Source organism: Sapientia aquatica, from assembly GCF_004358105.1.
In the GTDB taxonomy this organism is placed as follows: Bacteria; Pseudomonadota; Gammaproteobacteria; order Burkholderiales; family Burkholderiaceae_D; genus Solimicrobium; species Solimicrobium aquaticum.
In genome coordinates this window covers 415,645-439,485 of the sequence record NZ_SMYL01000002.1, presented here as the reverse complement: position 1 = coordinate 439,485, position 23,841 = coordinate 415,645, and the positions used below count along the sequence as shown (strand labels likewise).

Here is a 23,841-nt window from a genome sequence, read left to right as displayed (position 1 = left end):
GCCTCTAAATTCCCATTAACTTGCTTTTTTCCAATATTCCATCACCTCCGCATGTCGACTAAAAAACCTGCACCTGCCACTTATAGCGAATCATCCATACGCGTATTAAAAGGATTGGAACCAGTCAAACAACGACCGGGGATGTACACCCGCACCGAAAACCCACTGCACATCATTCAAGAGGTTATCGACAATGCTTCCGATGAAGCCTTGGGCGGCTATTGCAAACACATCATCGTCACGCAAAATCCTGACGGCAGCGTCACGGTGGAAGACGATGGTCGCGGGATTCCCGTGGGCTTGCATCCAGAAGAACAAGTGCCGACCGTGGAAATCGTCTTCACCCGCCTACATGCGGGCGGTAAATTTGATAAAGGCTCAGGCGGCGCGTATTCCTTTTCCGGCGGTTTGCATGGCGTGGGCGTGTCGGTAACCAATGCGTTATCGAGCAAATTAGAAATCACCGTGTGGCGCGATGGTGGAATTCACACATTAACATTTGCCGACGGCGATGTGGTTGTTCCACTGGTATCGCAACCGCAAGCGCGTGGCGACAAAAAATCCGGTACCCGCGTCACCATTTGGCCTAACCCGAAATATTTCGATTCACCGAATCTGGCGCAAAGCGAATTGCAACGTTTGCTGCGCTCCAAAGCGGTGCTACTGCCCGGCGTTAAAGTCACACTGCACGCACCTAAAGAAACCTTGGAATGGCAATACGACCAAGGTTTGCGCGGCTATTTAACCGAATCACTCACTAGCGAAACACTCATTCCTTTATTTGAAGGCGCGCAATACGCCAGCGCGGAATCCGATGGCTTCGCCGAAGGTGAAGGCGCAGCGTGGGTGGTAGCGTGGTGCGAAGAAGGTAATGTGGTGCGCGAATCGTATGTCAATCTGATTCCTACTCCTGCTGGCGGAACGCACGAATCCGGTTTGCGCGATGGCTTGTTTGGCGCAATCAAAAACTTTGTCGAACTGCACGCGCTGCTACCAAAAGGCGTCAAATTATTACCTGAAGACGTGTTCGCCCGCGCTTCGTTTGTGTTGTCAGCCAAAGTGCTAGATCCGCAATTCCAGGGTCAAATTAAAGAACGGCTAAATTCACGCGATGCGGTGCGTTTGGTCTCCACTTTAAGCAAATCGCCGTTGGAATTATGGCTCAATCAACACGTTGATTACGGCAAAAAACTGGCGGAATTGGTCATCAAACAAGCGCAATCGCGTTTGCGTTCAGCCCAAAAAGTTGAGAAGAAAAAATCCTCCGGCGTGGCGGTGTTACCCGGCAAATTAACCGATTGCGAATCGAACGATATCAGCCGCAATGAGCTGTTTTTGGTCGAAGGTGATTCTGCCGGCGGCTCAGCTAAAATGGGGCGCGATAAAGAATTCCAAGCGATTCTGCCCCTGCGCGGTAAAGTCCTCAACACGTGGGAAACCGACCGTGATCGTTTATTTGCCAATAATGAAATTCACGATATCGCTGTAGCAATCGGCGTTGATCCGCACAGCTTAAACGATTCGCCCGATTTATCTGGACTGCGCTACGGCAAAATTTGCATCTTGTCAGATGCGGACGTGGATGGCTCGCACATTCAAGTTTTGCTGCTGACTTTGTTCTTCAAGCATTTCCCCAAACTGATCGAAACCGGTCACATCTGCATCGCCCGTCCTCCGCTGTTCCGTGTAGATGCTCCGCCGCGCGGCAAAAAATTAGCGCAAAAAATCTATGCCTTAGATGCCGGTGAATTGACCGCGATTGAAGACAAGCTGCGCAAAGAAGGTGCCAAAGACGGAAGCTGGAGCATTGCCCGATTCAAGGGTCTGGGTGAAATGAATGCAGAGCAGTTATGGGAAACCACGATGAATCCCGATACCCGCCGCTTGTTGCCAGTAGCGCTCGGCGAAGTCGATCAACTCGGCTCCGAAGAACGATTCACCATGCTCATGGGCAAAGGCGAGGCTGCAGCACGGCGCTCGTGGATTGAAGAACACGGTAATGAAGTTGAGGCCGATATTTAACCGCCTCTGGTTAGGTATCTCGATTTGATCATCACTCATTAGTCAACCTTATAAATTTATTAGAAACCATGCCAGTACAAACCGATTTATTTAGCGACGACGGCGGCAAACCTCCAACACCACCCGTTGCGGTTGCCGCTCCACCGGTACCGCCTTCTGACGGCGAAACGATTACGCTCGCTAGTTTTGCTGAACGCGCTTACTTGGATTACGCCATTTCTGTGGTCAAAGGCCGCGCCTTGCCCGATGTGTGCGATGGTCAAAAACCAGTGCAGCGCCGCATTTTGTACGCGATGAATGAATTAGGCTTGACCGCCACAGCCAAGCCGCGCAAATCCGCGTTAGTCGTCGGTGAAGTGCTCGGTAAATTGCACCCGCACGGCGATCAATCGGTCTACGACGCGCTGGTGCGTATGACGCAAGATTTCTCGCTGCGCTACCCATTAATCGACGGCCAAGGTAACTTCGGCTCACGCGATGGCGACGGCGCGGCAGCGATGCGGTATACCGAAGCGCGGTTGACGCCGATTGCCGGCTTGTTGATGGATGAAATTGATCTGGGTACGGTTGATTTCCAACCTAACTACGATGGTTCCAGCGATGAACCGCGCTTGCTGCCAGCCCGTTTGCCTATGGTGTTATTGAATGGCGCGTCCGGTATTGCGGTTGGTTTAGCGACCGAAATTCCTTCCCATAATTTGACCGAAATCGCGCAAGCGGCGATTGCGTTAATCAAGAATCCTTCGTTATCCCATGCAGAAGTCATGGAGATCGTTCCAGGCCCAGACTTCCCGGGCGGTGGGCAAATTATTAGTCCAGCATCGACTATTTCAGAGATTTACCAAACGGGACGCGGCAGCTTAAAAGTGCGCGCGCGTTGGAAGATTGAAGAGTTAGCGCGCGGCCAGTGGCAAGTGATCATTACCGAGTTGCCACCCGGAACATCAAGCCAAAAAATTCTGGAAGAAATCGAAGAATGCACCAATCCTAAAATCAAATTAGGTAAGAAAACGCTCACGCCAGAACAGCAAAATCTCAAGCAATTGATGTTGGGTGTGCTCGATACCATCCGCGATGAATCGGGCAAAGATGCGCCGGTGCGCTTGGTGTTTGAACCCAAATCAAAAAATCAAAGCAGCGCCGAGTTAATGCAGATTTTGCTCTCGCATACTTCGCTGGAAACCAATGCGTCGATGAACTTGGTGATGATCGGTGGCGATGGTCGCCCGCGCCAAAAAGGCTTGATCGAGATTCTTTCTGAATGGATTAGCTTCCGCTTTACTACCGTCACTCGCCGCTCCGAGTTCAAGCTCAAAAAAGTCGAAGATCGGATTCATATTCTGGAAGGTCGGATTGCGGTCTTGTTGAATATTGATGAAGTCATCCGCATCATCCGCGAATCGGACGAACCGAAACCTGCGCTGATTGAAGCGTTTAGCTTATCGGATCGTCAGGCTGAAGATATTTTAGAAATCCGTTTGCGCCAATTAGCTCGTTTAGAAGCGATCAAGATTGAGCAAGAATTGGCGGCATTGCGCACCGAGCAGGCTGGCTTAAAAGATTTGCTCGAAAACCCTTCCTCGATGAAACGCAAAATCATCAAAGAAATCGAAGCCGATCAAAAGCAATTTGGCGATGCGCGCCGCACTTTAATCGAAGTCGCTGAGCGCGCTGCGATCGAGCAAAAAGTCATCGACGAACCAATCACTGTCGTCATTTCGCAAAAAGGCTGGTTACGCGCCCGAACTGGTCACGGCCACGATCCAGCGCAGTTTGCCTTCAAAGCCGGTGACGCGATGCATGGCACGTTTGAATGCCGCAGCGTCGATAATTTATTGGCCTTCGGCTCCAACGGGCGCGTGTACTCCGTACCAGTTGCCTCCCTGCCCGGCGCGCGTGGCGACGGCGCACCGATTACCAGTTTGATTGACCTCGCCAGCGGTAGCCGAATTCTGCATTACTTTGCTGGCGACGCTGCAACGGTCCTGTTATTAGCCAGCCAAAACGGCATGGGCTTCACTGCCGCCGTGGGTGATATGGTTGGTCGCATGAAAGCCGGCAAATCGTTTATCAACTTTGATGAAGGCGATGAATTAATCGCGCCAAGTAAAGTCGCTCCGGATAGCAGCGCGGTTGCTTGTTTGTCGGAAAAAGGTCGATTGCTGGTATTTGGTTTGACCGAATGCAAACATTTAGCCAGCGGCGGTAAAGGCGTGATTTTGATGGAATTGGAAAAAGGCGAAAAATTAATCGCTGTGCAAGCAATTTCACAAAAAGGCGTAACAGTGTCCGGTATAGGACGCGCCGCCAAGCCGCAGGAAGTCAGCTTATCAGCAAGCAATCTTGCGCCGCATATCAACAAACGTGCGCGTAAAGGTAAGGCGTTGGAATCTAAATTGAAACCGGTCAGTTTGCGCGCCAATTGATCGAAGCAAGAGCAGTAAAAATTAAAGGAGCTTGATTTGGAATCAAGCTCCTTTTTCTTTGCCGCGGCGCTTTATCGAGCGCCCTACAGATTGGTCAATCCATCAGCAAAATCAATAACGGTTTGATGCAACTAGCTTCCCACCAAACACCACGCCAGAACAAGGATTCGCTCCAATTGCGTAGGATAAATCCGCGGGTCGATCAACTTGCCAAAGCGCGAAATCTGCTTGCATTCCGAGCGCTAACTGCCCCACCGAATGCGACAAGCCTAATGCTTTTGCAGCCTTGCAGGTCGTGCCTTGCAAGGCTTCGAGTGGCGTCATTTTGAATAACGTGCAAGCCATATTCATCGCCAATAAAATCGACGTCATGGGCGAGGTACCCGGATTACAGTCCGTAGAAATCGCAATCGGCACTCCCGCTGCGCGCAGTCCGGCTAAGGGCGGCAATTTGGTTTCGCGCAAAAAGTAATACGCGCCCGGCAATAACACCGCTACGGTTCCCGCTTCAGCCATCGCTGCGATACCGTCATCGGATAAATATTCCAAATGATCCGCCGATAAACCTTGGTAGCGCGCTGTTAAAGCAGCTCCACCTTGATCGGATAATTGCTCGGCATGCAGTTTTACGGGCAACCCATGACGCTTAGCGGCTTGAAAAACCCGTTCCGTTTGCGCGGCACTAAAGCCTATTTTTTCGCAAAACGCATCGACCGCATCAACCAAGCCTTGCTCAACCAAAGCCGGCAACATCACCTCACAGACCAACTCAATATACGCGTCTGCTTGACCTGCGTATTCAGGCGGCAAAGCATGGGCGCCTAAAAACGTGGTGCTAATGCGTACCGGAAAATGTTCTCCTAACTGGCGCGCCACGCGCAAAATCTTGGCTTCCGTATCCAGATTTAAGCCGTAGCCCGATTTGCATTCCAAAGTGGTTACGCCTTCTTGCAACAGGCGCTTAACCCGCACACTGCTTTGGGCTAACAATTGCGCTTCGCTGGCCGCACGGGTTGCCGTGACAGTGGAAACAATCCCGCCACCGCGCTTGGCGATTTCCTCATACGACACGCCGTTTAGGCGATCTTCAAATTCATTGCTACGGTTACCGCCATACACAATGTGGCTATGGCAATCGATCAAGCCCGGCGTCAACCAAGCGCCTTGCCCGTCAAACACATTGGCCGCATCAACGCTGCGCTCAGGTAGGTCGGCTTGCTTACCGAGCCAAGCAATTACGCCATCCTTAATAGCGATAGCGCCGTTTGTGCATTCGCCATAACCGCCCTGTTGCGCCATGGTGGCTAAATGCACGTTAATCCAAAGACTATCCCACTGAGTTGTTTGCATTGTTAATGCTCATTCATGGTGATTTGTACGCAATAAAAAACACTGTCCGCCCTGCTGTGCAGCGTAAATTCCGCGCCCTCTTGATTGGAAACAAACTGTACCGCTTCGTCGGCAATTAATTCATGGTGCGCGCTTTTACCGATGATCATTCCCGCACCTTTGGCGCAATACAACAGCACCGAATTGGTGGGTAATTTATGTTCAGCTTGACCAACCCAGTGCGTCAATTTGTGGGAGCACAGCGAGCGCCGCGTCATTAAATTGAAATCGCTAATCGGGCCATCCAACAACTGCGCCGACGTTTCCGCGTCCCCCGCAAAAATGGCAATATTGTGATACTGATCGACTAGCAGCGCTTGGCCATTAACCAGCAAGCGCATACCGTTTCCGTCCAACAAAGCCAAGGAACGATCAATTCCATCAAAATGCGAAAAGCTTCCGTCCGCCACAACTTGCGCTCGGCTTACGCGCCAAGTGAAATCTGAAATCGTTGCGCCTTCAGGAAAAGCAGCAATCTCAATCGTCGTACCAGCGCCGTTTTTCCACGGCATGCTGCGGTAGTTGTCGGGGGTGAGCTTTTTCATCGCGGCGACTGATTATGCTAAATACAAACCGTTAAATACGTCTTGGCAGTTGCTGCTTAATTCGCCCTTTAACACCATTTGTTTCGCCGCTTCGATATCGGGTGCAAACAAACGATCTTCGCCGTAGAAGCTGACTTGCTGACGCAAACGTTGATGTAATTCGGCCAATTTTGGCGAGGTTACTAATGGTGCGTGGAAGTCGATACCTTGCGCCGCTGCCAGCAATTCAATACCAACGATCACCGCCGTGTTGTGCGCCATGTCATGCAAACGTCGTCCAGCGAAGGTCGCCATACTGACGTGATCTTCTTGGTTAGCCGAAGTCGGTAAGCTATCCACTGAGGCCGGATGGGCCAAGGATTTGTTTTCCGACGCCAAGGCCGCCGCAGTCACATGCGCGATCATAAAGCCTGAATTTAAACCCGATGAAGGCACCAAGAAGGGTGGCAAACCAGAATTCGATGCATCGATCAATAAAGCGATGCGACGCTCGGAAATCGAACCAATTTCAGCAATCGCCAAGGCCAACGTATCGGCTGCAAAGGCGACCGGCTCAGCGTGGAAATTACCGCCTGAGATCACTTCATTGGTTTCGATAAATACCAATGGATTATCTGTCACCGCGTTTGCTTCGATCAACAAAGTGCGCGCTGCGCTATTGATCAAATCTAAGCAAGCGCCCATAACTTGCGGTTGGCAACGCAAGCAGTACGGATCTTGCACACGCTCATCATCGACTAAATGCGATTGACGAATCACGCTGCCGCTCAATAATGTGCGATACAAATTAGCGGTAGCGATCTGTCCAGGCTGACCGCGCACGGCATGTATCCGCGCATCAAACGGCGCATCCGAACCCTTAGCTGCATCAACCGACATCGCGCCAGAAACGGTGCCAGCTTCTAATAAACGCTCTGCCAAAAACAAGCCATTCAAGGCCAATGCAGTGGAAACCTGGGTGCCGTTAATCAAGGCCAAACCTTCTTTTGCGGCCAACACAACGGGCGTAATGCCCGCATCGTTTAATGCCTGTTTAGCCGCGACCAATTTACCGCCAACCAGCACATCGCCCTCGCCCAACAATGCTAAAGTCATGTGCGACAACGGCGATAAATCACCCGATGCGCCAACCGAACCTTTGACCGGAATGCAAGGCGTAATGCCAGCGTTATACACCGCAATCATGGCGTCAATCACCGAGCGACGAATTCCCGAAAAGCCACGCGACAAACTACCGATCTTCATCAACAAAATCAGACGCACGATATTTTCAGCGATCAAATCACCAGTGCCAACCGAGTGCGACAAAATCAGATTACGCTGCAACAGTTCCAACTGATCATCAGGAATGCGAGTCTTGGCTAGTTTCCCGAACCCCGTGTTGATCCCGTAAGCCGCATCACCTTTAGCGACAATGCGCGCAATCGCTGCTGATGATGCGTCAATGGCGTCATAAGCCGTTGGATCGAGCGCCAATGTTGACTTGGCCTGCCAAGCGGAACGTAAATCGGCTAACGTAAATTGGCCTGGTTTGATGGTGAATGTCGCCATGATGAATTCCTTTGTTTTCTTAAATTTCTGGATTTAGATGACTGCTATTTTTTAATAAAAGGCGGACACAAGCGAATGTGGCCGCCTTACAAATAATTTGGTTTGAAGCGCTTACTTATGCTGCTAATGATGCGTGGACTTTCAATTATCTTTGTTGATGTTTTTAGGTCTGCAGGCCGTGGCTAGCGCCAATCAACCACCAGCAAATTAAAGGCCCTTACTTAATCATCGGCAAATTAAGTTTATTACGCTTAGCACAAGCCACAGCCTCCTCATACCCCGCATCCGCATGTCGCATCACTCCAGATCCACAATCATTGACCAACACACGGGCCAAACGCTTGGCCGCTGCCTCAGTACCATCGGCCACAATCACCATACCGGAGTGCTGTGAATAGCCCATCCCAACACCGCCGCCATGATGCAAGGAGACCCATGAAGCGCCGCCCGCTGTATTCAATAACGCATTGAGCAACGGCCAGTCGGACACCGCGTCGGTGCCGTCTTTCATGCTTTCCGTTTCGCGGTTAGGACTTGATACCGAGCCGGTGTCCAAATGATCGCGGCCAATGACAACCGGTGCTTTCAATTCGCCGTTTTTGACCATTTCATTAAATGCCAATCCAGCGATGTGACGTTCACCCAAACCTAACCAGCAAATGCGCGCCGGCAAACCTTGGAAGGAAATACGTTCACGCGCCATGTCCAACCAGCGATGCACGCCTTTGTTTTCTGGGAACAGCTCTTTAATCTTCGCGTCAGTTTTGTAAATATCTTCTGGATCGCCCGACAAAGCCACCCAACGGAATGGGCCTTTGCCATCGCAGAACAGCGGGCGAATGTAGGCTGGCACAAACCCAGGGAAATCGAAGGCATTCTTCAAACCATGATCAAACGCGACTTGGCGAATATTGTTGCCGTAATCAACGGTAGGAATTCCCATTTGATGGAAATCCAGCATTGCTTGCACATGCGCCACACAACCTGCGGCGGCGTCAGCGGTCAACTTAGCGTGCTGCGACGCATCGTGTTGCGCGGCTTTCCATTGCTCAACGCTCCAGCCGATCGGCAAATAACCGTTAATCAAATCGTGGGCCGAGGTTTGATCGGTCACCATATCTGGGCGAATTCCGCCCGCTTTAGCGCGCTTAACCAACTCTGGCAAAAGCTCTGCTGCGTTGCCTAAGAGAGCAATCGACACTGCTTCTTTTTTAGCGCAATGTTCTTTCACCAATTCCAACGCATGATCCAAGTCACGCGCTTGTTTATCGACATAACGTGTGCGCAAACGGAAATCGATACTTGATTGTTGGCATTCAATATTCAACGACACCGCACCCGCAAACGTCGCGGCCAATGGTTGCGCGCCACCCATACCACCTAAACCGGCGGTCAAAATCCAACGACCCGCCCAGTCACCGTTAAAATGCTGGCGACCCGCTTCGGCAAAGGTTTCAAACGTGCCTTGAACAATGCCTTGTGTACCAATATAAATCCAGCTACCCGCAGTCATCTGACCGTACATGAACAAGCCTTTGCGGTCGAGTTCATTGAAGTGTTCCCAATTAGCCCACTTCGGGACCAAGTTGGAGTTTGCAATCAACACTCGCGGCGCATCGGAATGGGTTTTAAACACGCCAACTGGCTTACCCGATTGAATTAACAAAGTCTCCTCTTCGCCCAACTCTTTTAAGCTAGCCAAAATCTGATCAAAACAAGCCCAATCACGCGCCGCACGACCGATACCGCCGTACACCACCAAATGCTTAGGATTTTCTGCCACTTCGGCATCCAAATTATTCTGAATCATCCGATAGGCCGCCTCAGCAACCCACGTCTTACAGGTCTTCTCAGCCCCGCGCGGAGCACGAATTACACGAGTTGCGTCGTAGCGTGGATCATCTTTTAAGCTGTTCATGGCATTCCTTTGATGGGAAGTGGTTGGGATTTTTTCAGATTTTAATTTGTATATACAACTTGCGCAAGGTTTTTTTGTAATCCCGGATTTACTATACGCCAGGGGTAGGAATACTCAAGCAAATCAAAGAGATAAGGAAGGCGAATGGTGTGTTTTTACTTGTGTAAATAGAAATATGAATTCGCGCTGTGGGTAGAAAATGGGATGATATTTGTGTTTGTTGAGTTGTAGATTTCGTTTCTTTTCGGCGCAACACGAGGCTTTGATCGGCGACTTCGGCGCTGCGGTTGTAGGCGCCATCTGGTTCGATCCCGAAATAGGTAGTGACTTTGATTTTTTGTTGAGGTTGGTAGGGCGCTAGCCTGACGGTTAGTTATCTTTTTTATCTCACGAATATTGGGATTGCATTTGCGCAGTTGAAAAACATAATGAATTAGGTGCCCATCCCAAAATACCAATTCGATTTTTTGCAGTTTTGCTGGCCGGGGGTAGCCCGGCGGCTAGTTCCCTTTTTTGTCTCGCCAAAAAAGGGAACCCAAAAAAGGCGACCACGGTATTTCGGAAACCCCGATTATTTTTTGAAAAAATGGGAAAGTAGCGAAACTCGCTTCGCTCAGACAACGCTACTTCCTGATCCATTTTTTCAAAAAATAACCGGCCGAAATACAGTGGATTAACGTCAAAACAAACCATTGATTGGAAACCTTACGTTGTCTAACTCGGATGATTTAGACCTGATTTTTTAATGGTCCAAGAAGAATAAAAGTATTTGGCGCTGACAACGGTTATTTCGGTTTTGACTTACCCCCCTGCTGCTAACGACTTTTTAATCCTAGGATGAACTAAAAAATACAGTGATCTAAATTCCAGCAAGGGTTTCGATAACCATGCTTATCTCTTGCTTAACGGCGTTAGCATGCTGGCGAATACTGAATCCATACAGGGGCCCATTGCTACACCTAACCTCCCCCCCCAAAAAAAAACCAAAGCAAACCTCACCCCCTTTTCATAAGAACAACAGGAGATTCATAAGCCTCCGCACACCAAGAAAACTTATCCACCACCGACTCAGGAGCAACCACAGGTTCGCAAACCCTCACGAATCCAAATTGCTCATAAAAGCGCTCAAGATGCGCAAAGGGAATACAGTACAAACACGAAAAAGAAGAGTTTTCCAACAAGAAGCTAACAATGTTCTCAGCGATTTTTCGCCCTCGATATTCAGGCAACACAAACATCCCGCCTAATTCGCCAATGGTGCTGTCAACAAATGTTAATCGCCCAAGCCCCACCCTAATTCCATCCAATTCAGCAAGCGCTACAAAATCAGCATCACTCGATAATTTGAACTTAATTGTCGAATATTGGGCATTCGCCCAATCAAGCTCCTGAGGAAATATTTTTCTAATCAACATCGTCAACACTCAAAGATAAAATTAATCAAATATCCGCATAAAATAAAACGCTTCTATAGATCACAAAATTTACCTGAGTTCCAACTCACCAACACAAATAAAAATGGCGCTAACCCAATAATCTCGGTTAGCGCCATACATCAAGAACCACTCAATCCATCAATTACACGCTTGCTTCCCGCGGCTAATAGTACAAGTCGTCATCAACTTACCATTCCGATCATACGATTTCATTACCCAATCGGTCGCCGTCACCGAAGCGCGTTCCATCGTCATAAATCCGCTCTCGCTAGTGCTGTTGAAATGGGCAACCTTCGCACCGCTAAACGGCGTGGCTTGTGGTGACAACTGCGTTGGTAAATCAACGTCCGGCGACGATCCGCCGTTGCCGCTGACGATTTGCATTGGGTGGTCGGTTTCAAATGTGATCGCTTCAAACAAGTGCACATGTCCCGCCAACAAAAGCTGCACATTTGGTGCAAATAAACGTTGTGGATGGCTGTCTTGCAAAATGCTTTGCAGAGCGGCGTTACCGGACTTTACTTCAACATTACTGTTTTTGGCTTTCTCTGGAGCGAAGCCCAAAATTGGATGGTGCTCTAAGAAAATCGAAAACGGCGCTTGCTCCGCTAAACGGTCAACTTGTTTGAACTGCGCTGCATAAATCGCATAAACAGGGTCGGTTTTGGCGACGGGTTTCGATGCTGTTTTGGCTGAATCAAACACGATCAACTGCGCACCTGCACCTAGCGGAACCGCGTAAGGATCGCTGTAGTCGCCGGTCATATCATTGGCTTCAACATTGCAATCGCGCCCCGTTTGTAGGCTACGTGGATCCATAAAGCGCCACCAGCCTTGACCAGCGCGCGCACAGGATTCGTGATTACCGCGCGCTAATACCCAAGGAGCAGCCGACAACAAGGGTGCTGCAGGATCAAAGAAATCGGCTTTCCAAGTGTCCCAACCAAAGCCCCACGGGCTGTCGGCACAAGCGGCATTGCCAGCCGGACAGGGGTTTTCGCGGTATTGATAATCGCCCACATGAATGACTAAATCGGGCGCAAACGTTGCGGCGGATTTAGCCACCGTGCCAAAGGCCCATTTATCGGAATCGTAGCAAGACTGAAAATAGTTATCGGCCAATTTCATGCGACAACCGGTATCACCGACCACCAAAATTTTTAACGGAACCGCTTTAGGCACGGCTAGCGTTTTTCCAGCAACGCTGGCGACTTTAACGCCTGTTTTTAGTGTTGCCTCACATGTCAACACGGGGAAGTCGGACGGCTTCGAATCGGTCGGACTGCTTAGCGTTTTGCGTTGTGCAATCGTGGCTGGCAGTGCGCGAATCGACATGGCACTTGTTACACCGTCTTGCGTCAACGCGGGGCAGGCAGATGCGCTAGTAATGACACGCGCTTGCGCTTGACCTTGTTCACCAAGTACGACAAAGGCCGCTTGAATTTGATTAGCCGCGTTTGCATCGACAGCGGCGCTGGAGGTTGCTGATGGATTCGATGGAGCGGTACGGCAGGCGCTTAGCGCGACAACGGCTGCGATGAGACAACATAGCAAAGAGTGCTTTTTCAACATATTCCCCAAAAAAAGTTATCACAAAATCTTACTCGTCTTATATGACACTCTGGTGAAATTACCACCTAATTGACGTGTTGATGCAGGCATTATTCGCCAACTGCCAGACTAGGCGGCTACAATAGCGCTCTTCTCACGCTCTCCTATTTTTCATGTCAAATTCAATCCGACTCGCTAAACGTCTTGCCGAGCAAGTTCCTTGTTCACGCCAAGAAGCCGAACAATACATCGCGGGCGGTTGGGTCACTGTGGATGGGCAAGTGGTCGAAGAACCCGGTTTTCGGGTTGATGAGTCGCACCAAATCGCGCTGCTGCCCAAGGCAAATTTAGCTCCACTAACGGACGTGACTATTTTGTGGCACAAGCCGGCCGGCATCGAAGCCGATTGGTTGGCGCACAACTTGACTGCCGAGACAATGGCTGCGGGTAATCGCTCTGGCTTACGATTTTTAAAGCGCCATACATCGGGTTTAGCGTTGACCAATAACTTGGAAACCAGTGCCAGCGGCTTGGTCATCTTTAGCCAGGATTTCAAAATCAAACGTAAATTAATCGACGACGCGAGCAAAATTGAGCAAGAATATTTGGCTGAAATCAATCGTGAAAATTGCTCACTTAATCCAGCCGAATTAATGTCCCAACTCAACCAATCCATCACGCTAAACGGCAAGCTTGCGCCAGCATTAAAAGTGAGCTGGCAAAACGAAACCCGACTGCGTTTTGCGGGTAAAGGCATACAGCTTGAGCAAATTAATTTACTGTGCCAACGCGTTGGTTTGACGATCGTTAATTTGAAACGTTTGCGGGTCGGACGAATTCCGTTATCGAGCTTGCCGCTGGGTCAATGGCGCTATTTATTGGGCTATGAACGGTTCTAAGATCATTTAATCTTAAAGCGTATTAGCGTATTTTGAGGGGTTTTTAACCGATTTTTACTAGTCAGAGTAATCATAGATAGCTTTTTGTAAATGTTAAAAATTATCTTTTTTAACAAAATCCAACACCTTCCAAAATATCATTAGATTTCTGTTTTTTTCTCCCATAAGATCAATTTCGCAATTATCCATTGCTAACAATTGACTCGACAAAAATCCAATCCGGGGAGAGCTTCAAATGATATTTAGAACTAAATCCGTCGCTAAGCTAACGATGAAACCAATGGCGACATTAGTGTCCGTTTTATTTGCAGGTGCTTTAAGTTCGTCAGCCGCTTTTGCGGCCACAGCAGCCGTTCAAGATTTAGGTGCAACCGCCGTCGATGCGCCACAAACAGTTTCGATCGTTTTGCAATTGCACGATGTCGATAAACTAGAGAGATTTATCGCACGCACAGTCAACCCAAACAGCGACGAGTATCGTCAGTTTTTGTCGGTTGAAGAATTTACCGAACGCTATGCGCCAAGCCACGCCGATATTCGACGTGTAAAGAAATCGCTCAGTGCGCTCGGCATTACGGTCAATGAAGTGTATAAAAACCACATGGTCATTCGCGCCACTGGCACGACCGCGCAGTTCAATCAATTTTTTAATACACAACTGCACAACTACAGCGAAAAAAATACGATCTACAGCAAACCCAGTGTTCCTGTGACTGTTCCGGGTGAAATTTCCGACGTGGTGCTCGCAGTGACTGGGCTCAACGGCAGAGAACACGCCCATCCAAGGTCCCGCCAATTGCCAGCCGCTGCGGCGAAATCATCCCAAGCAGCGATTGTCAATGCCAAGTTAATCAACCAATCCGGCACCACCAATGCACCTGGTTTATTTACTGTGCAAGACGTGGCGAGCTTGTACAACGTCACTCCTTTGTATAAACATCATTTCTACGGTCAAGGCAGAACAATTGGGATTGCCACCTTAGCGACCTTTGATCCGAACGATGCCTATACTTACTGGAGCAGCATTGGTTTAAAAGTCAAACCAAATAGAATCAAACAAATTCACATCGACGGAGGCGCGGGCACAAATGGCGCGGACGAAACCACGCTAGACGTAGAACAATCTGGTGGCTTAGCTCCGGCGGCAAAAGTGATTGTGTATGACGCGCCCAATACGGATTCGGGCTTTATGGACGTATTCTTTAAAGCCGCGGCGGACAACAAAGTCGATACCTTGTCAGTAAGCTGGGGCTCGCCTGAAATCGCCCAAACACCAGAAGTCATGGCTGGTCAGCATCAAGCTTTCTTGGAGTTAGCAGCACAAGGTATCAGCGTGTTTGCGGCTTCTGGTGATGAAGGTGCTTACGACATTAACAATAACCAAGGTCCGTTTGCTTATCCGGGATGCAGTCAACTTCTGACCGTGGATTCGCCTGCAAGCGATCCGTATGTGGTCGCAGCAGGTGGTTTGACCTTGGCGTCGGTATTGCAATTCCAAAACGGCACGACGTTGACTATCCCTAAAGACCGCCCTTGGGGTTGGGATTATTTGCAAAACTATTTTTCCCCAAGTGTTTATTACACCTACCTGTTCCCCGTTGGCGGTGGCGGTGGCGTTAGCTTGAACTTTGATCTTCCAAAGTATCAGAAAAATGTTCCCGGCACCCAAGTCAGCGCAGCAGGTCAATCCTTAGTTTGCTCAGCCTACACACCTTCTGATTTATTCGATGCCCCAGCCGGTTACGCAGGTCGTAACGTACCGGATGTGTCGCTCAACGCTGATCCAGATACGGGCTATTTGGTTTATGTCAGTGGTGGCTGGCTGCAAGGTTACGGCGGAACTAGCTTCGTCGCGCCGCAATTAAATGGTATTGCTGCGTTGGTCTCACAGCACAGCCATTCACGTTTAGGCCACTTGAATCCGCAGTTGTATGCTCGTTTCTTACAATACGGCTATGCTAAAAATTCTCCATTTACGGCGATTACTTCTGGAGACAATCTGTATTGGCAAGCAACCCAAGGCTACAACCCAGCCTCAGGAATTGGCGCGTTGAACGTCAACAATTTGGCGCGTTCGTTTGGCATTAGCGACGATGATTGGGGTGATGACGATTAAGGTTAAGCCAACTTAAACGTTATTATTTGGTCATAAAGTGATTAGGGCCAACAGCATTTGCGTGCTGTTGGCCCTAAATTTATTTTACTAACAAGTATTGTCGGTTTGGATTACTTCTTTAATCGTGATTTTTCATCAATGCCGAATCAATCACGTGGGTATCTTTTAACATTTGCAAAACAATGTTCGAGCGAATATCCAACACGCCTAAGGTCTTGTACAAGCGATCCATAATAAATGCAGAATAGTGCTTAAGATTTCGCGCCCGCACCCGTAACAGATAATTAGCTTCCCCAGTAATGATGAAACAGCCAACTACTTCTGGCCATTGCTGCACTTCTTTACTAAAGTTCTCATGCCACTGTTCCACATCGCGGCGCATAGTCACCTGCACAAAGGCATCGACTTCTAGCCCAACTGCATTGCCGTCCAAAACAGCGCGGTAGCCAGCGATGATGCCGGCCTCTTCCAAGGCACGGACGCGGCGCAAACAGGAGGACGCCGATAGAAAAATCTTATCGGCTAAATCAGAGTTGTTGATGCGACCATCTTCTTGTAAGTAGCGCAAAATCGCGAAATCGGTTTTATCTAGCTCCATGACACATTTCTCCAAATATCCCTGTTAAATTGACAGCTTGTTCTATAGTTATGGCAAACATTACGTCAATATGCAAGGAAAATTTAGCTAAATTAGAATAAAATTAGTTTGCTATTTATGCATCCGCAGCTTAACTTTTGACCTTATTTCGAGCGCTACCGATGAGCACAATAATCTGGGACATCAGCCCCTTAGTTCATGCCGCACTGCCCGTCTGGCCGGGTGACACGCCTTTTCAGTCCGACACTACGTGGGAAATCGCCGATGGCTGCCCAGTGAAGGTCAGCAAAATCACCATGTCCACCCACACCGGCGCCCATTGCGATGCCCCTTCGCATTACGGGGTTAACGGCAAAGCCATCGATGAAGTTGAATTGAATACGTATATCGGCCCTTGCCGAGTGATTGATTTGCAAGGCACCCGCTTAATCCAAGCTGAACAGCTCAAGCCGCACCTAGCCAATGTCCCAGCGCGGGTCTTAATCCGCACCTACAGCCAAACGCCAATGCAATGGGACAGCAATTTCCCCTGCATCGCGGCGGACGCCATACATTTGTTAGCACAAGCGGGCGTTAAACTGATTGGAATTGATAGCCCTTCGCTTGATCCACAAGAATCAAAGACCTTGGACGCGCACCATGCAGTGGAATCACACGGCATGGCAATTTTGGAAGGAATCGTCTTAGATAACGTGCCAGCGGGAGATTACGAGTTAATCGCCCTGCCGCTCAAATTAGCCGGCTTGGACGCCAGCCCAGTGCGCGCGATTCTGCGCAGCCTTGCTTAATATTGTTAGTTACTTTTTATCGGAATCCCCATGATTACCCAAGCCACTTGCCAGCAACTGGATCAACAAGATCCGCTCGCCCCCATCCGAGAGCAATTTAATCTGCCGCCGAATGTAATTTATTTAGATGGCAATTCACTAGGCGCGCAGCCCAAAGCCGCCATCCAGCGGGCGCAGCAAGTGATTGAGCAAGAATGGGGCGACAAATTAATTGGCAGTTGGAACAGCGCTGGCTGGTTTGATCTGCCATCGCGTTTAGGCGATTTATTGGCACCCTTAATCGGCGCGAAATCGTCCGAAGTGGTATTGACCGATAGCACCTCAATCAATCTGTTCAAAACCTTAGCCGCAGGATTAAAAATCCAAGCAGAAAAACATCCGCAGCGCAAAGTCATCGTCACCGAGCGGATTAATTTCCCCACCGATTTGTACATGATCCAAGGGATCACCGAGTGGCTAAACCAAGGCTATCAGTTGCAATTGATTGACACCACGGAAGAACTCTACACGGCCATCAACGACGACACCGCCTTGGTGTTGCTGACCCAAGTCAACTACCGTACCGGCGAGCTGCTAGACATGCAAGCACTCACCGCGCATGCGCATAAACACGATGTGCTAACCATCTGGGATTTATGCCATTCCGCTGGCGCGGTGCCGATTGATTTAAATGGATGCAACGCCGATTTCGCCGTTGGTTGCACCTACAAATACTTAAACGGCGGCCCCGGCGCACCAGCATTTATTTGGATCGCAGAACGCCATCAAACCGCCTTCACCCATCCACTATCAGGCTGGTGGGGACACAATGCACCGTTTGCCATGCAAGCCGAATTCACTCCCACCAAGACAATCCGACGCGCTCTGTGCGGCACGCAACCGATTGTTTCCTTAGCCTTGGTGGAAGTCGGTTTATCGACCTTCGAACAAACCAATATCAACGCAGTACGCGGCAAATCGTTAGCACTTACTGACCTATTCATCGCTTTGGTAGCGCAAGAATGCGGTACCCATGGCTTGAGCTTAGTCACACCAACCGAGCACGCCAAACGCGGCAGTCACGTTAGTTACATGCATCCCCATGCCTACCCAATTATTCAAGCCTTAATCAAACGCGGCGTCATCGGCGACTACCGCGAACCGCAAGTCGCCCGATTTGGATTTACGCCGCTCTACACCAGCTACATGGACGTGTGGAATGCGGTGCAAGCACTCAAACATATTTTGGATAACAACGATTATGAGATTCACGCACCGCGCAACGCAGTGACCTAATTTGAATCCATCCAACTAAGCCACCACCATGACTGACCAAACCAAACCCAGCACTTGGCATGATGCCAAATTAGATTTCAGCAAAGATATGAGCTACGGCGATTATTTAGGCCTAGGGCAAATACTCACCGCCCAACATCCGCGCTCACCAAACCACAACGAAATGCTCTTCATCGTGCAGCATCAAACGAGCGAATTGTGGATTAAATTAATGCTGCACGAATTGCGCGCCGTGCGCACGCAACTCCAATCGGGCGATTTACCACCCGCCTTTAAAATGCTCTCGCGCGTAGCCAGAATCATGGATCAGTTAGTGCATGCGTGGGACGTGCTGGCCACCATGACGCCGTCCGAATACACCGCAATTCGCCCTTATTTAGGACAATCCTCTGGCTTTCAATCGTACCAATATCGGGAGTTGGAATTCTTATTAGGCAATAAAAACGCAACCCTGATGAAGGTGCATGAAACCGAACCAGAAAACCACGCCAAACTCGCGGCGGCATTAAGTTCACCGTCGATTTATGACGAGGCGATTTTGTTAATGGCACGAGAAGGTTTAGCCATCGATGCAGCGCGTTTGCAACGCGATTGGCGCCTACCAGTCGAAGCCAACGCTTCGGTTCAAGCCGCTTGGACGCAGGTTTATCAAGCGCCCGAACAGCATTGGGTTTTGTATGAATTGGCGGAGAAGTTAGTGGATTTGGAAACAGCGTTCCGAATTTGGCGCTTCCGGCATGTGACTACGGTGGAGCGGATTATTGGATTTAAAACAGGCACTGGGGGAACGGCTGGGGTTAGTTATTTGAGGAAAATGTTGGATGTGGTTTTGTTTCCTGAGTTGTTCGCTTTACGAACAGAGTTGTGAGGTTTTTAGCTGTTTGGATATTTCTTGTTGCAGTGATGTTTATTTACCTTTGCTAATTATTTGAGTTTGCAGGTCACGGGTAGACCCTGTGTCCCAATAGGGAGGGAGTATTCACCCGCATGCGAACAGCGTTGCGCGCGCGATTGGCATGCCAATCGAAACCCACGCATCACCGACAGCTCACTTTTTTTGTCTCGCCAAAAAATAAGCAAAAAAAGGCGACCCAGCCGTCGCTGAAACTCCGACTTTTTCAGCACCAAATTCTTGCATTCTTTATACGCATCAAAACACAAAGTCAAAGACACCCAATGTAACCAAGCGAAATCCTTGAATCAATGATGTTTGTTGACCTTAATCCACTGTATTTCGGCTGGAAAATTAGGCTTAAAAATGGATCAGAAAGGAGTGCTGATTGAGCGCAGCGAGTTTCACTCCTTTCCCATTTTTGAACCTAATTTTTCAGGGTTTCCGAAATACCGTGGTCGCCTTTTTTGGGTTACCTTTTTTGGCGAGACAAAAAAGTGAGTAGCCGTCGGGCTACCCCCGACCCCAAGTACAAAAACAACCAAGCAAGTAATTTATTTAAAAATCAACAAACAATCTCCGCCCCGCTGCCCCGAAAGAATAATTTGCACTTTCCCCCCAACAACCTCAAAATCCCCCTCAATTCCAATTTTCCAAAAGAAACCCCCAAATCCAAATCCGCAACCCAAGGAGACAAAATTGAACCTAAAACCCCTAGCCCTATGTGCCCTGCTCGCCGCTGCGTCGCTCATAGCGCTGCCCACCCAAGCACAGCAAACAGCATCAAACACCAGCACAACTAACAGCTTCCAAATTGACGGGATGGACACCAGCGTCAAGCCGGGTAATGACTTCAACGCCTACGCCAACGGCGGCTGGCAGAAAAAAGCCGTGATACCGGCGGACCAAAGTGGCTGGGGAATTTTTGGTGAAATTAACGAGCGCACCAATAAGCAATTGGACGCCTTAATCCAAACTGCCACCCAAGCAGCGCCGGGCAGTGAGGAACGCAAAGTTGGGGATTATTACACCGCCTACATGGACCAAGCAGCCATTGAGAAAGCTGGTACTGCGCCGCTCAAAGCGCGCATGGACAGCATTGCAGCGCTCAAAACCAAAGCGGATTTATCGACCTACTTAGGGGCCAACTTACGCGCCGACGTTGATCCGATCAATGCGACCAATGTGTGGACTGAAAATTTATTCGGTATGTGGATAGCGCAAGGCTTCCACGACAATAGCAAGTACACCGCTTACTTTATGCAAGGCGGTATCGGTTTGCCGGATCGGGAATACTACTTATCCAAAAATCCCAAAATGGTCGAGCTGCGTGCTAAGTATCACGCGCATGTCGCTGCAATGCTCAAATTAGCGGACGTGCCCGATGCCGACAACGCTGCCAGGCGAGTCATCAAGCTAGAGCACAAAATCGCCCAAACCCACGCGCCGCGTGAAGATACTTCTAACGTGTTAAAAGCCGACAATAGCTGGACCCAAGCCGATTTCAGCAAGAAAGCTGCTGGCTTGGATTGGGCCAATTACTTTGCCGCTGCTGGATTATCCAACCAAGAATCGTTCATCATTTGGCACCCAACCGCGGTCAAAGGCGAAGCGGCTTTAGTTGCCTCCGTACCGCTGGCCGACTGGCAAGATTATCTGCGCTTCCACGCCATTAACACCCGCGCTTCGGTGTTACCAAAGGCGTTCTCGGATCAAAAGTTTGCCTTCTACGGCACGACGTTATCCGGCACGCCAGAACAAGAGCCGCGCAATCGTCGCGCGATTCAAATGGTGAACGCCGCGCTCGGTGATGCGCTGGGAAAAATGTATGTCGCCAAACATTTTTCACCCGAAGCCAAAGCTAAGGTACGCGCTTTGGTGACGAACTTATTGGATGCATTTAGCGCGCGCATTGCCACGCTTGATTGGATGGCACCAAGCACCAAGGCCGAAGCACAAGCCAAACTCAAAACGATGTATGTGGGCGTTGGTTATCCCGATAAATGGCGTGATTTTTCCGGTTTGGAGATTAAAGCGGACGATGCTTTTGGCAATGTGGATCGGGCGCAAATCTATACCTATCAACAAGCGTTGGCAAAATTAGGCAAGCCAGTCGATGTCGCGCAATGGTGCATGGTGGCGCAAGAAATTAACGCGGTGAATATGCCAATGCAAAACGCGATCAATTTCCCAGCAGCGATTTTGCAAGCGCCATACTTTGACATTAACGCGTCAGACGCGGCCAATTATGGCTCGATTGGCGCGACGATTGGCCATGAAATCAGCCACAGCTTCGACGATTCCGGCGCGCAGTTTGATTCCAAAGGTGAGTTGCGCAACTGGTGGCAAAAATCCGATTTCAGCCATTTCAAAAAATCCGCTAAAGCCTTAGTGGCGCAGTATTCCGCCTATCGCCCTTTCCCTGATTTAGCAATCAACGGGCAACAAACCTTGGGCGAAAATATTGCCGACTTAGCCGGTTTAAATGTCGCTTACGACGCCTTCCACAAAGCGGCTGGCAAACAGGACGCGGCGACCGACAAGCGTTTGGACCAAGAGTTTTTCTTGGCCTATGCCGAGAGCTGGCGCGGCGTCGAGCGTGAGGAAGCCTTACGCCGCCAAATCACCACCAACGAACACGCGCCGGATGCATTCCGTATTTACACGGTGCGTAATTTAGACGCTTGGTATGGCGCGTTTGATGTGCAGGCAGGAGAGAAATTGTATTTAGCACCGAATGCACGAGTACGTGTTTGGTAATTATTCATCTCATATTCGTTGCCTGCTGTAAGACTTTTGTCGCTTAGTAGATCGGGTTAGCCCTTGTGTTCCAATCAGGACACAAGGGCTACTCAGCCCCTAAACCTAACACGCACTAAAAGTAATCACTATCATCAAGCCAACAGCACGACCAAGCAAATCCACCGGTTAATCAAGCGCCACCATTGACCAACCAAATAAAACCAAGATACCCAAAGCCCCAACAACATCAAATCCCCTATCTTCCCTCCCCCACTTGGTTTAGCATAACCACTTCATCCGCCCAACCAATTTCCCCAATGCCGCGCTTTTTCTACCCACTACCACTCGCCATCGGTGAGCAAGTCACTTTGCCCGATACCGTCGCCCACCATTGCCACGTGCTGCGCCTTAATCCCGGCGACACGATAGTGCTGTTTAACGGCACCGGCGGCTCGTATGTGGCTAGCTTGACGTCGATTGACAAAAAACGCGCCGCCGCCGAGGTCAAAACATTTGATTCTTCCGAGGTTGAACTTCCCTACGCCATCACGCTGGCCCAAGCCTTGCCAGAATCGAGCAAAATGGATTGGATTATCGAAAAAGCCATTGAACTCGGTGCGGCAGGGATTCAACCCTTAGCCGCCCAGCGCTGCGTGATGCGCTTATCCGGCGAGCGAGCAGAAAAGCGCCGTCTGCATTGGCAAGGCGTGATCGAGTCCGCGAGCGAACAATGCGGGCGCAATCGTTTGGCACAATTGGGCGAAGTCAGCGACTTTAAACAGTGGATAGCACAACAAGACATGCATAAGCGCTTATTTTTAAGCCCACGAGCCGAGCATTCTTTAGCCGATTGGGTCAAGCATCACCCTGCGCAGGCGCTGACCATTATGATCGGGCCGGAAGGCGGCTTTAGCGAGCAAGAAGAGCAACTTGCATTGCAGCACGGCGCGATTCCGTTATCAATGGGAAGCCGCGTGCTGCGCACCGAAACCGCTGGCTTGGCGGCACTCGCTTCGATTACTGCCTTGTGGGGCGGATAGCCGACCGCTGGTCGCAATATTAAATTATTGTTACATGGCGTAATTTCAGGGTGATTTTGATTTACAGTTTTGGCGTTTTAGCTTTAACGTTCACTTCCTGATTTTTCTACCCAACCTAGCAAAAGGAAACACCATGGGACTCCTCGATTCTGCACTGAGCATGTTAAGCGGCAATAATGCTGATCCAAGCGCCGATCCAAAAACGGCCGTCATGCAAGCCGCGATTGCAATGATGACTAACCACGAAGGTGGCGTTGCGGGCGGCATGCAAACCTTGATTAGCACATTACAAAGTTCTGGCTTAGCTGACCATGTTGCTTCATGGGCGGGAAACGGCGAAAACTTGCCGGTCACGGGCGAACAAATTCAAGCTGCTTTGGGCAGCAACGGGATTTTGCAACAATTGGCCGAAACAGCCGGTTTACCGCACGATCAAGTGGCTGGACATTTGGCTGAAATGTTGCCTGGAATCATAGAAAAGTTTAGTCAAAATGGCGGTTCCGCTGGTGGTCTAAGCGGCTTGGCGGGAATGCTCGGTCAATTTATGGGCCAAAACAAGGCGTAAATTCCCATAAGGGCTAGCCAATAGCAGCGTGGTTGACTGGTTGATGCTTGGATTGAACCAAGCCAGCTCAACACAATCGCCCACGCTA

The 23,841-nt window shown here is 49.7% G+C and carries 17 protein-coding genes; 10 read left to right on the top strand and 7 right to left on the bottom strand.

Annotation, left to right across the window (positions count from 1 at the left end; genetic code table 11):
• Positions 1–51: 51 nt before the first annotated feature.
• Positions 52–2,022 carry a DNA topoisomerase IV subunit B gene (locus tag E2I14_RS05995; RefSeq protein WP_133326439.1) on the top strand — a complete coding sequence of 657 codons (1,971 nt, stop codon included), beginning with the start codon at positions 52–54 and terminating at the stop codon, positions 2,020–2,022.
• A 68-nt stretch (positions 2,023–2,090) separates the two neighbouring features.
• Entirely contained in the window at positions 2,091–4,448 is a 2,358-nt protein-coding gene (gene parC / locus E2I14_RS05990; protein ID WP_133326437.1) for a DNA topoisomerase IV subunit A, read from the top strand.
• Positions 4,449–4,559: 111 nt separating this feature from the next.
• Here parC and hutI read toward each other — a convergent pair whose 3' ends face one another.
• The 6 genes from hutI to E2I14_RS05960 all read right to left on the bottom strand — a co-directional run bounded on the left by hutI (position 4,560) and on the right by E2I14_RS05960 (position 12,859).
• Positions 4,560–5,798, bottom strand: coding sequence for an imidazolonepropionase (hutI, locus tag E2I14_RS05985; RefSeq protein WP_133326435.1), 1,239 nt, complete (start codon positions 5,796–5,798; stop codon positions 4,560–4,562).
• A 2-nt stretch (positions 5,799–5,800) separates the two neighbouring features.
• Positions 5,801–6,382 (bottom strand): HutD/Ves family protein, encoded by a 582-nt coding sequence (locus E2I14_RS05980; protein WP_133326433.1) that lies wholly within the window; start codon positions 6,380–6,382, stop codon positions 5,801–5,803.
• A gap of 12 nt (positions 6,383–6,394) precedes the next feature.
• Positions 6,395–7,933: a histidine ammonia-lyase gene (gene hutH, locus E2I14_RS05975; protein WP_133326431.1), complete on the bottom strand. Its 1,539-nt coding sequence runs from the start codon at positions 7,931–7,933 to the stop codon at positions 6,395–6,397.
• Positions 7,934–8,150: 217 nt separating this feature from the next.
• Positions 8,151–9,851 carry a urocanate hydratase gene (hutU, locus tag E2I14_RS05970; RefSeq protein WP_133326429.1) on the bottom strand — a complete coding sequence of 567 codons (1,701 nt, stop codon included), beginning with the start codon at positions 9,849–9,851 and terminating at the stop codon, positions 8,151–8,153.
• A 995-nt stretch (positions 9,852–10,846) separates the two neighbouring features.
• Positions 10,847–11,266, bottom strand: a complete 420-nt coding sequence (locus E2I14_RS05965) for a GNAT family N-acetyltransferase (RefSeq protein WP_133326427.1) — start codon at positions 11,264–11,266, stop codon at positions 10,847–10,849.
• Between the two features lie 159 nt (positions 11,267–11,425).
• Positions 11,426–12,859, bottom strand: a complete 1,434-nt coding sequence (locus tag E2I14_RS05960) for a metallophosphoesterase family protein (protein ID WP_133326425.1) — start codon at positions 12,857–12,859, stop codon at positions 11,426–11,428.
• 152 nt (positions 12,860–13,011) lie between these two features.
• Here E2I14_RS05960 and E2I14_RS05955 point away from each other — a divergent pair, with 152 nt between their 5' ends.
• Together E2I14_RS05955 and E2I14_RS05950 are read left to right on the top strand one after the other, a co-directional pair.
• Positions 13,012–13,737 (top strand): RNA pseudouridine synthase, encoded by a 726-nt coding sequence (locus E2I14_RS05955; protein ID WP_133326423.1) that lies wholly within the window; start codon positions 13,012–13,014, stop codon positions 13,735–13,737.
• 235 nt (positions 13,738–13,972) lie between these two features.
• Positions 13,973–15,853, top strand: a complete 1,881-nt coding sequence (locus tag E2I14_RS05950) for a S53 family peptidase (protein ID WP_133326421.1) — start codon at positions 13,973–13,975, stop codon at positions 15,851–15,853.
• Between the two features lie 118 nt (positions 15,854–15,971).
• On the opposite strand, the gene E2I14_RS05945 is transcribed toward E2I14_RS05950, so the two are convergent.
• Positions 15,972–16,451 (bottom strand): Lrp/AsnC family transcriptional regulator, encoded by a 480-nt coding sequence (locus E2I14_RS05945; RefSeq protein WP_133326419.1) that lies wholly within the window; start codon positions 16,449–16,451, stop codon positions 15,972–15,974.
• A gap of 161 nt (positions 16,452–16,612) precedes the next feature.
• Between E2I14_RS05945 and kynB the strand changes: the two genes are divergently transcribed.
• From kynB to E2I14_RS05915, 6 genes are all read left to right on the top strand, one after another.
• A complete protein-coding gene (kynB, locus tag E2I14_RS05940; RefSeq protein WP_133326417.1) occupies positions 16,613–17,239 on the top strand; it encodes an arylformamidase in 627 nt (208 codons plus the stop codon).
• A 30-nt stretch (positions 17,240–17,269) separates the two neighbouring features.
• Positions 17,270–18,514: a kynureninase gene (kynU, locus tag E2I14_RS05935; protein ID WP_133326415.1), complete on the top strand. Its 1,245-nt coding sequence runs from the start codon at positions 17,270–17,272 to the stop codon at positions 18,512–18,514.
• Positions 18,515–18,542: 28 nt separating this feature from the next.
• Positions 18,543–19,382, top strand: coding sequence for a tryptophan 2,3-dioxygenase (kynA, locus tag E2I14_RS05930; RefSeq protein ID WP_133326413.1), 840 nt, complete (start codon positions 18,543–18,545; stop codon positions 19,380–19,382).
• 723 nt (positions 19,383–20,105) lie between these two features.
• Complete coding sequence (locus E2I14_RS05925) at positions 20,106–22,166, top strand: M13 family metallopeptidase (protein WP_133326411.1); 2,061 nt, start codon at positions 20,106–20,108, stop codon at positions 22,164–22,166.
• A gap of 299 nt (positions 22,167–22,465) precedes the next feature.
• Entirely contained in the window at positions 22,466–23,188 is a 723-nt protein-coding gene (locus tag E2I14_RS05920; RefSeq protein WP_133326409.1) for a 16S rRNA (uracil(1498)-N(3))-methyltransferase, read from the top strand.
• A 133-nt stretch (positions 23,189–23,321) separates the two neighbouring features.
• Positions 23,322–23,753 (top strand): YidB family protein, encoded by a 432-nt coding sequence (locus E2I14_RS05915; RefSeq protein WP_133326407.1) that lies wholly within the window; start codon positions 23,322–23,324, stop codon positions 23,751–23,753.
• Positions 23,754–23,841 lie beyond the last annotated feature (88 nt).

Excerpts from the sequence above, each read along its gene's own strand:
- parC (WP_133326437.1), top strand. The coding sequence starts at position 2,091 with ATGCCAGTACAAACCGATTTATTTAGCGACGACGGCGGCAAACCTCCA.
- E2I14_RS05950 (WP_133326421.1), top strand. The coding sequence starts at position 13,973 with ATGATATTTAGAACTAAATCCGTCGCTAAGCTAACGATGAAACCAATG.
- E2I14_RS05955 (WP_133326423.1), top strand. The coding sequence starts at position 13,012 with ATGTCAAATTCAATCCGACTCGCTAAACGTCTTGCCGAGCAAGTTCCT.
- hutI (WP_133326435.1), bottom strand. The coding sequence starts at position 5,798 with ATGCAAACAACTCAGTGGGATAGTCTTTGGATTAACGTGCATTTAGCC.
- kynU (WP_133326415.1), top strand. The coding sequence starts at position 17,270 with ATGATTACCCAAGCCACTTGCCAGCAACTGGATCAACAAGATCCGCTC.
- E2I14_RS05920 (WP_133326409.1), top strand. The coding sequence starts at position 22,466 with ATGCCGCGCTTTTTCTACCCACTACCACTCGCCATCGGTGAGCAAGTC.
- E2I14_RS05965 (WP_133326427.1), bottom strand. The coding sequence starts at position 11,266 with ATGTTGATTAGAAAAATATTTCCTCAGGAGCTTGATTGGGCGAATGCC.
- E2I14_RS05980 (WP_133326433.1), bottom strand. The coding sequence starts at position 6,382 with ATGAAAAAGCTCACCCCCGACAACTACCGCAGCATGCCGTGGAAAAAC.
- kynB (WP_133326417.1), top strand. The coding sequence starts at position 16,613 with ATGAGCACAATAATCTGGGACATCAGCCCCTTAGTTCATGCCGCACTG.
- E2I14_RS05960 (WP_133326425.1), bottom strand. The coding sequence starts at position 12,859 with ATGTTGAAAAAGCACTCTTTGCTATGTTGTCTCATCGCAGCCGTTGTC.
- hutH (WP_133326431.1), bottom strand. The coding sequence starts at position 7,933 with ATGGCGACATTCACCATCAAACCAGGCCAATTTACGTTAGCCGATTTA.
- E2I14_RS05945 (WP_133326419.1), bottom strand. The coding sequence starts at position 16,451 with ATGGAGCTAGATAAAACCGATTTCGCGATTTTGCGCTACTTACAAGAA.
- hutU (WP_133326429.1), bottom strand. The coding sequence starts at position 9,851 with ATGAACAGCTTAAAAGATGATCCACGCTACGACGCAACTCGTGTAATT.
- E2I14_RS05915 (WP_133326407.1), top strand. The coding sequence starts at position 23,322 with ATGGGACTCCTCGATTCTGCACTGAGCATGTTAAGCGGCAATAATGCT.
- E2I14_RS05995 (WP_133326439.1), top strand. The coding sequence starts at position 52 with ATGTCGACTAAAAAACCTGCACCTGCCACTTATAGCGAATCATCCATA.
- kynA (WP_133326413.1), top strand. The coding sequence starts at position 18,543 with ATGACTGACCAAACCAAACCCAGCACTTGGCATGATGCCAAATTAGAT.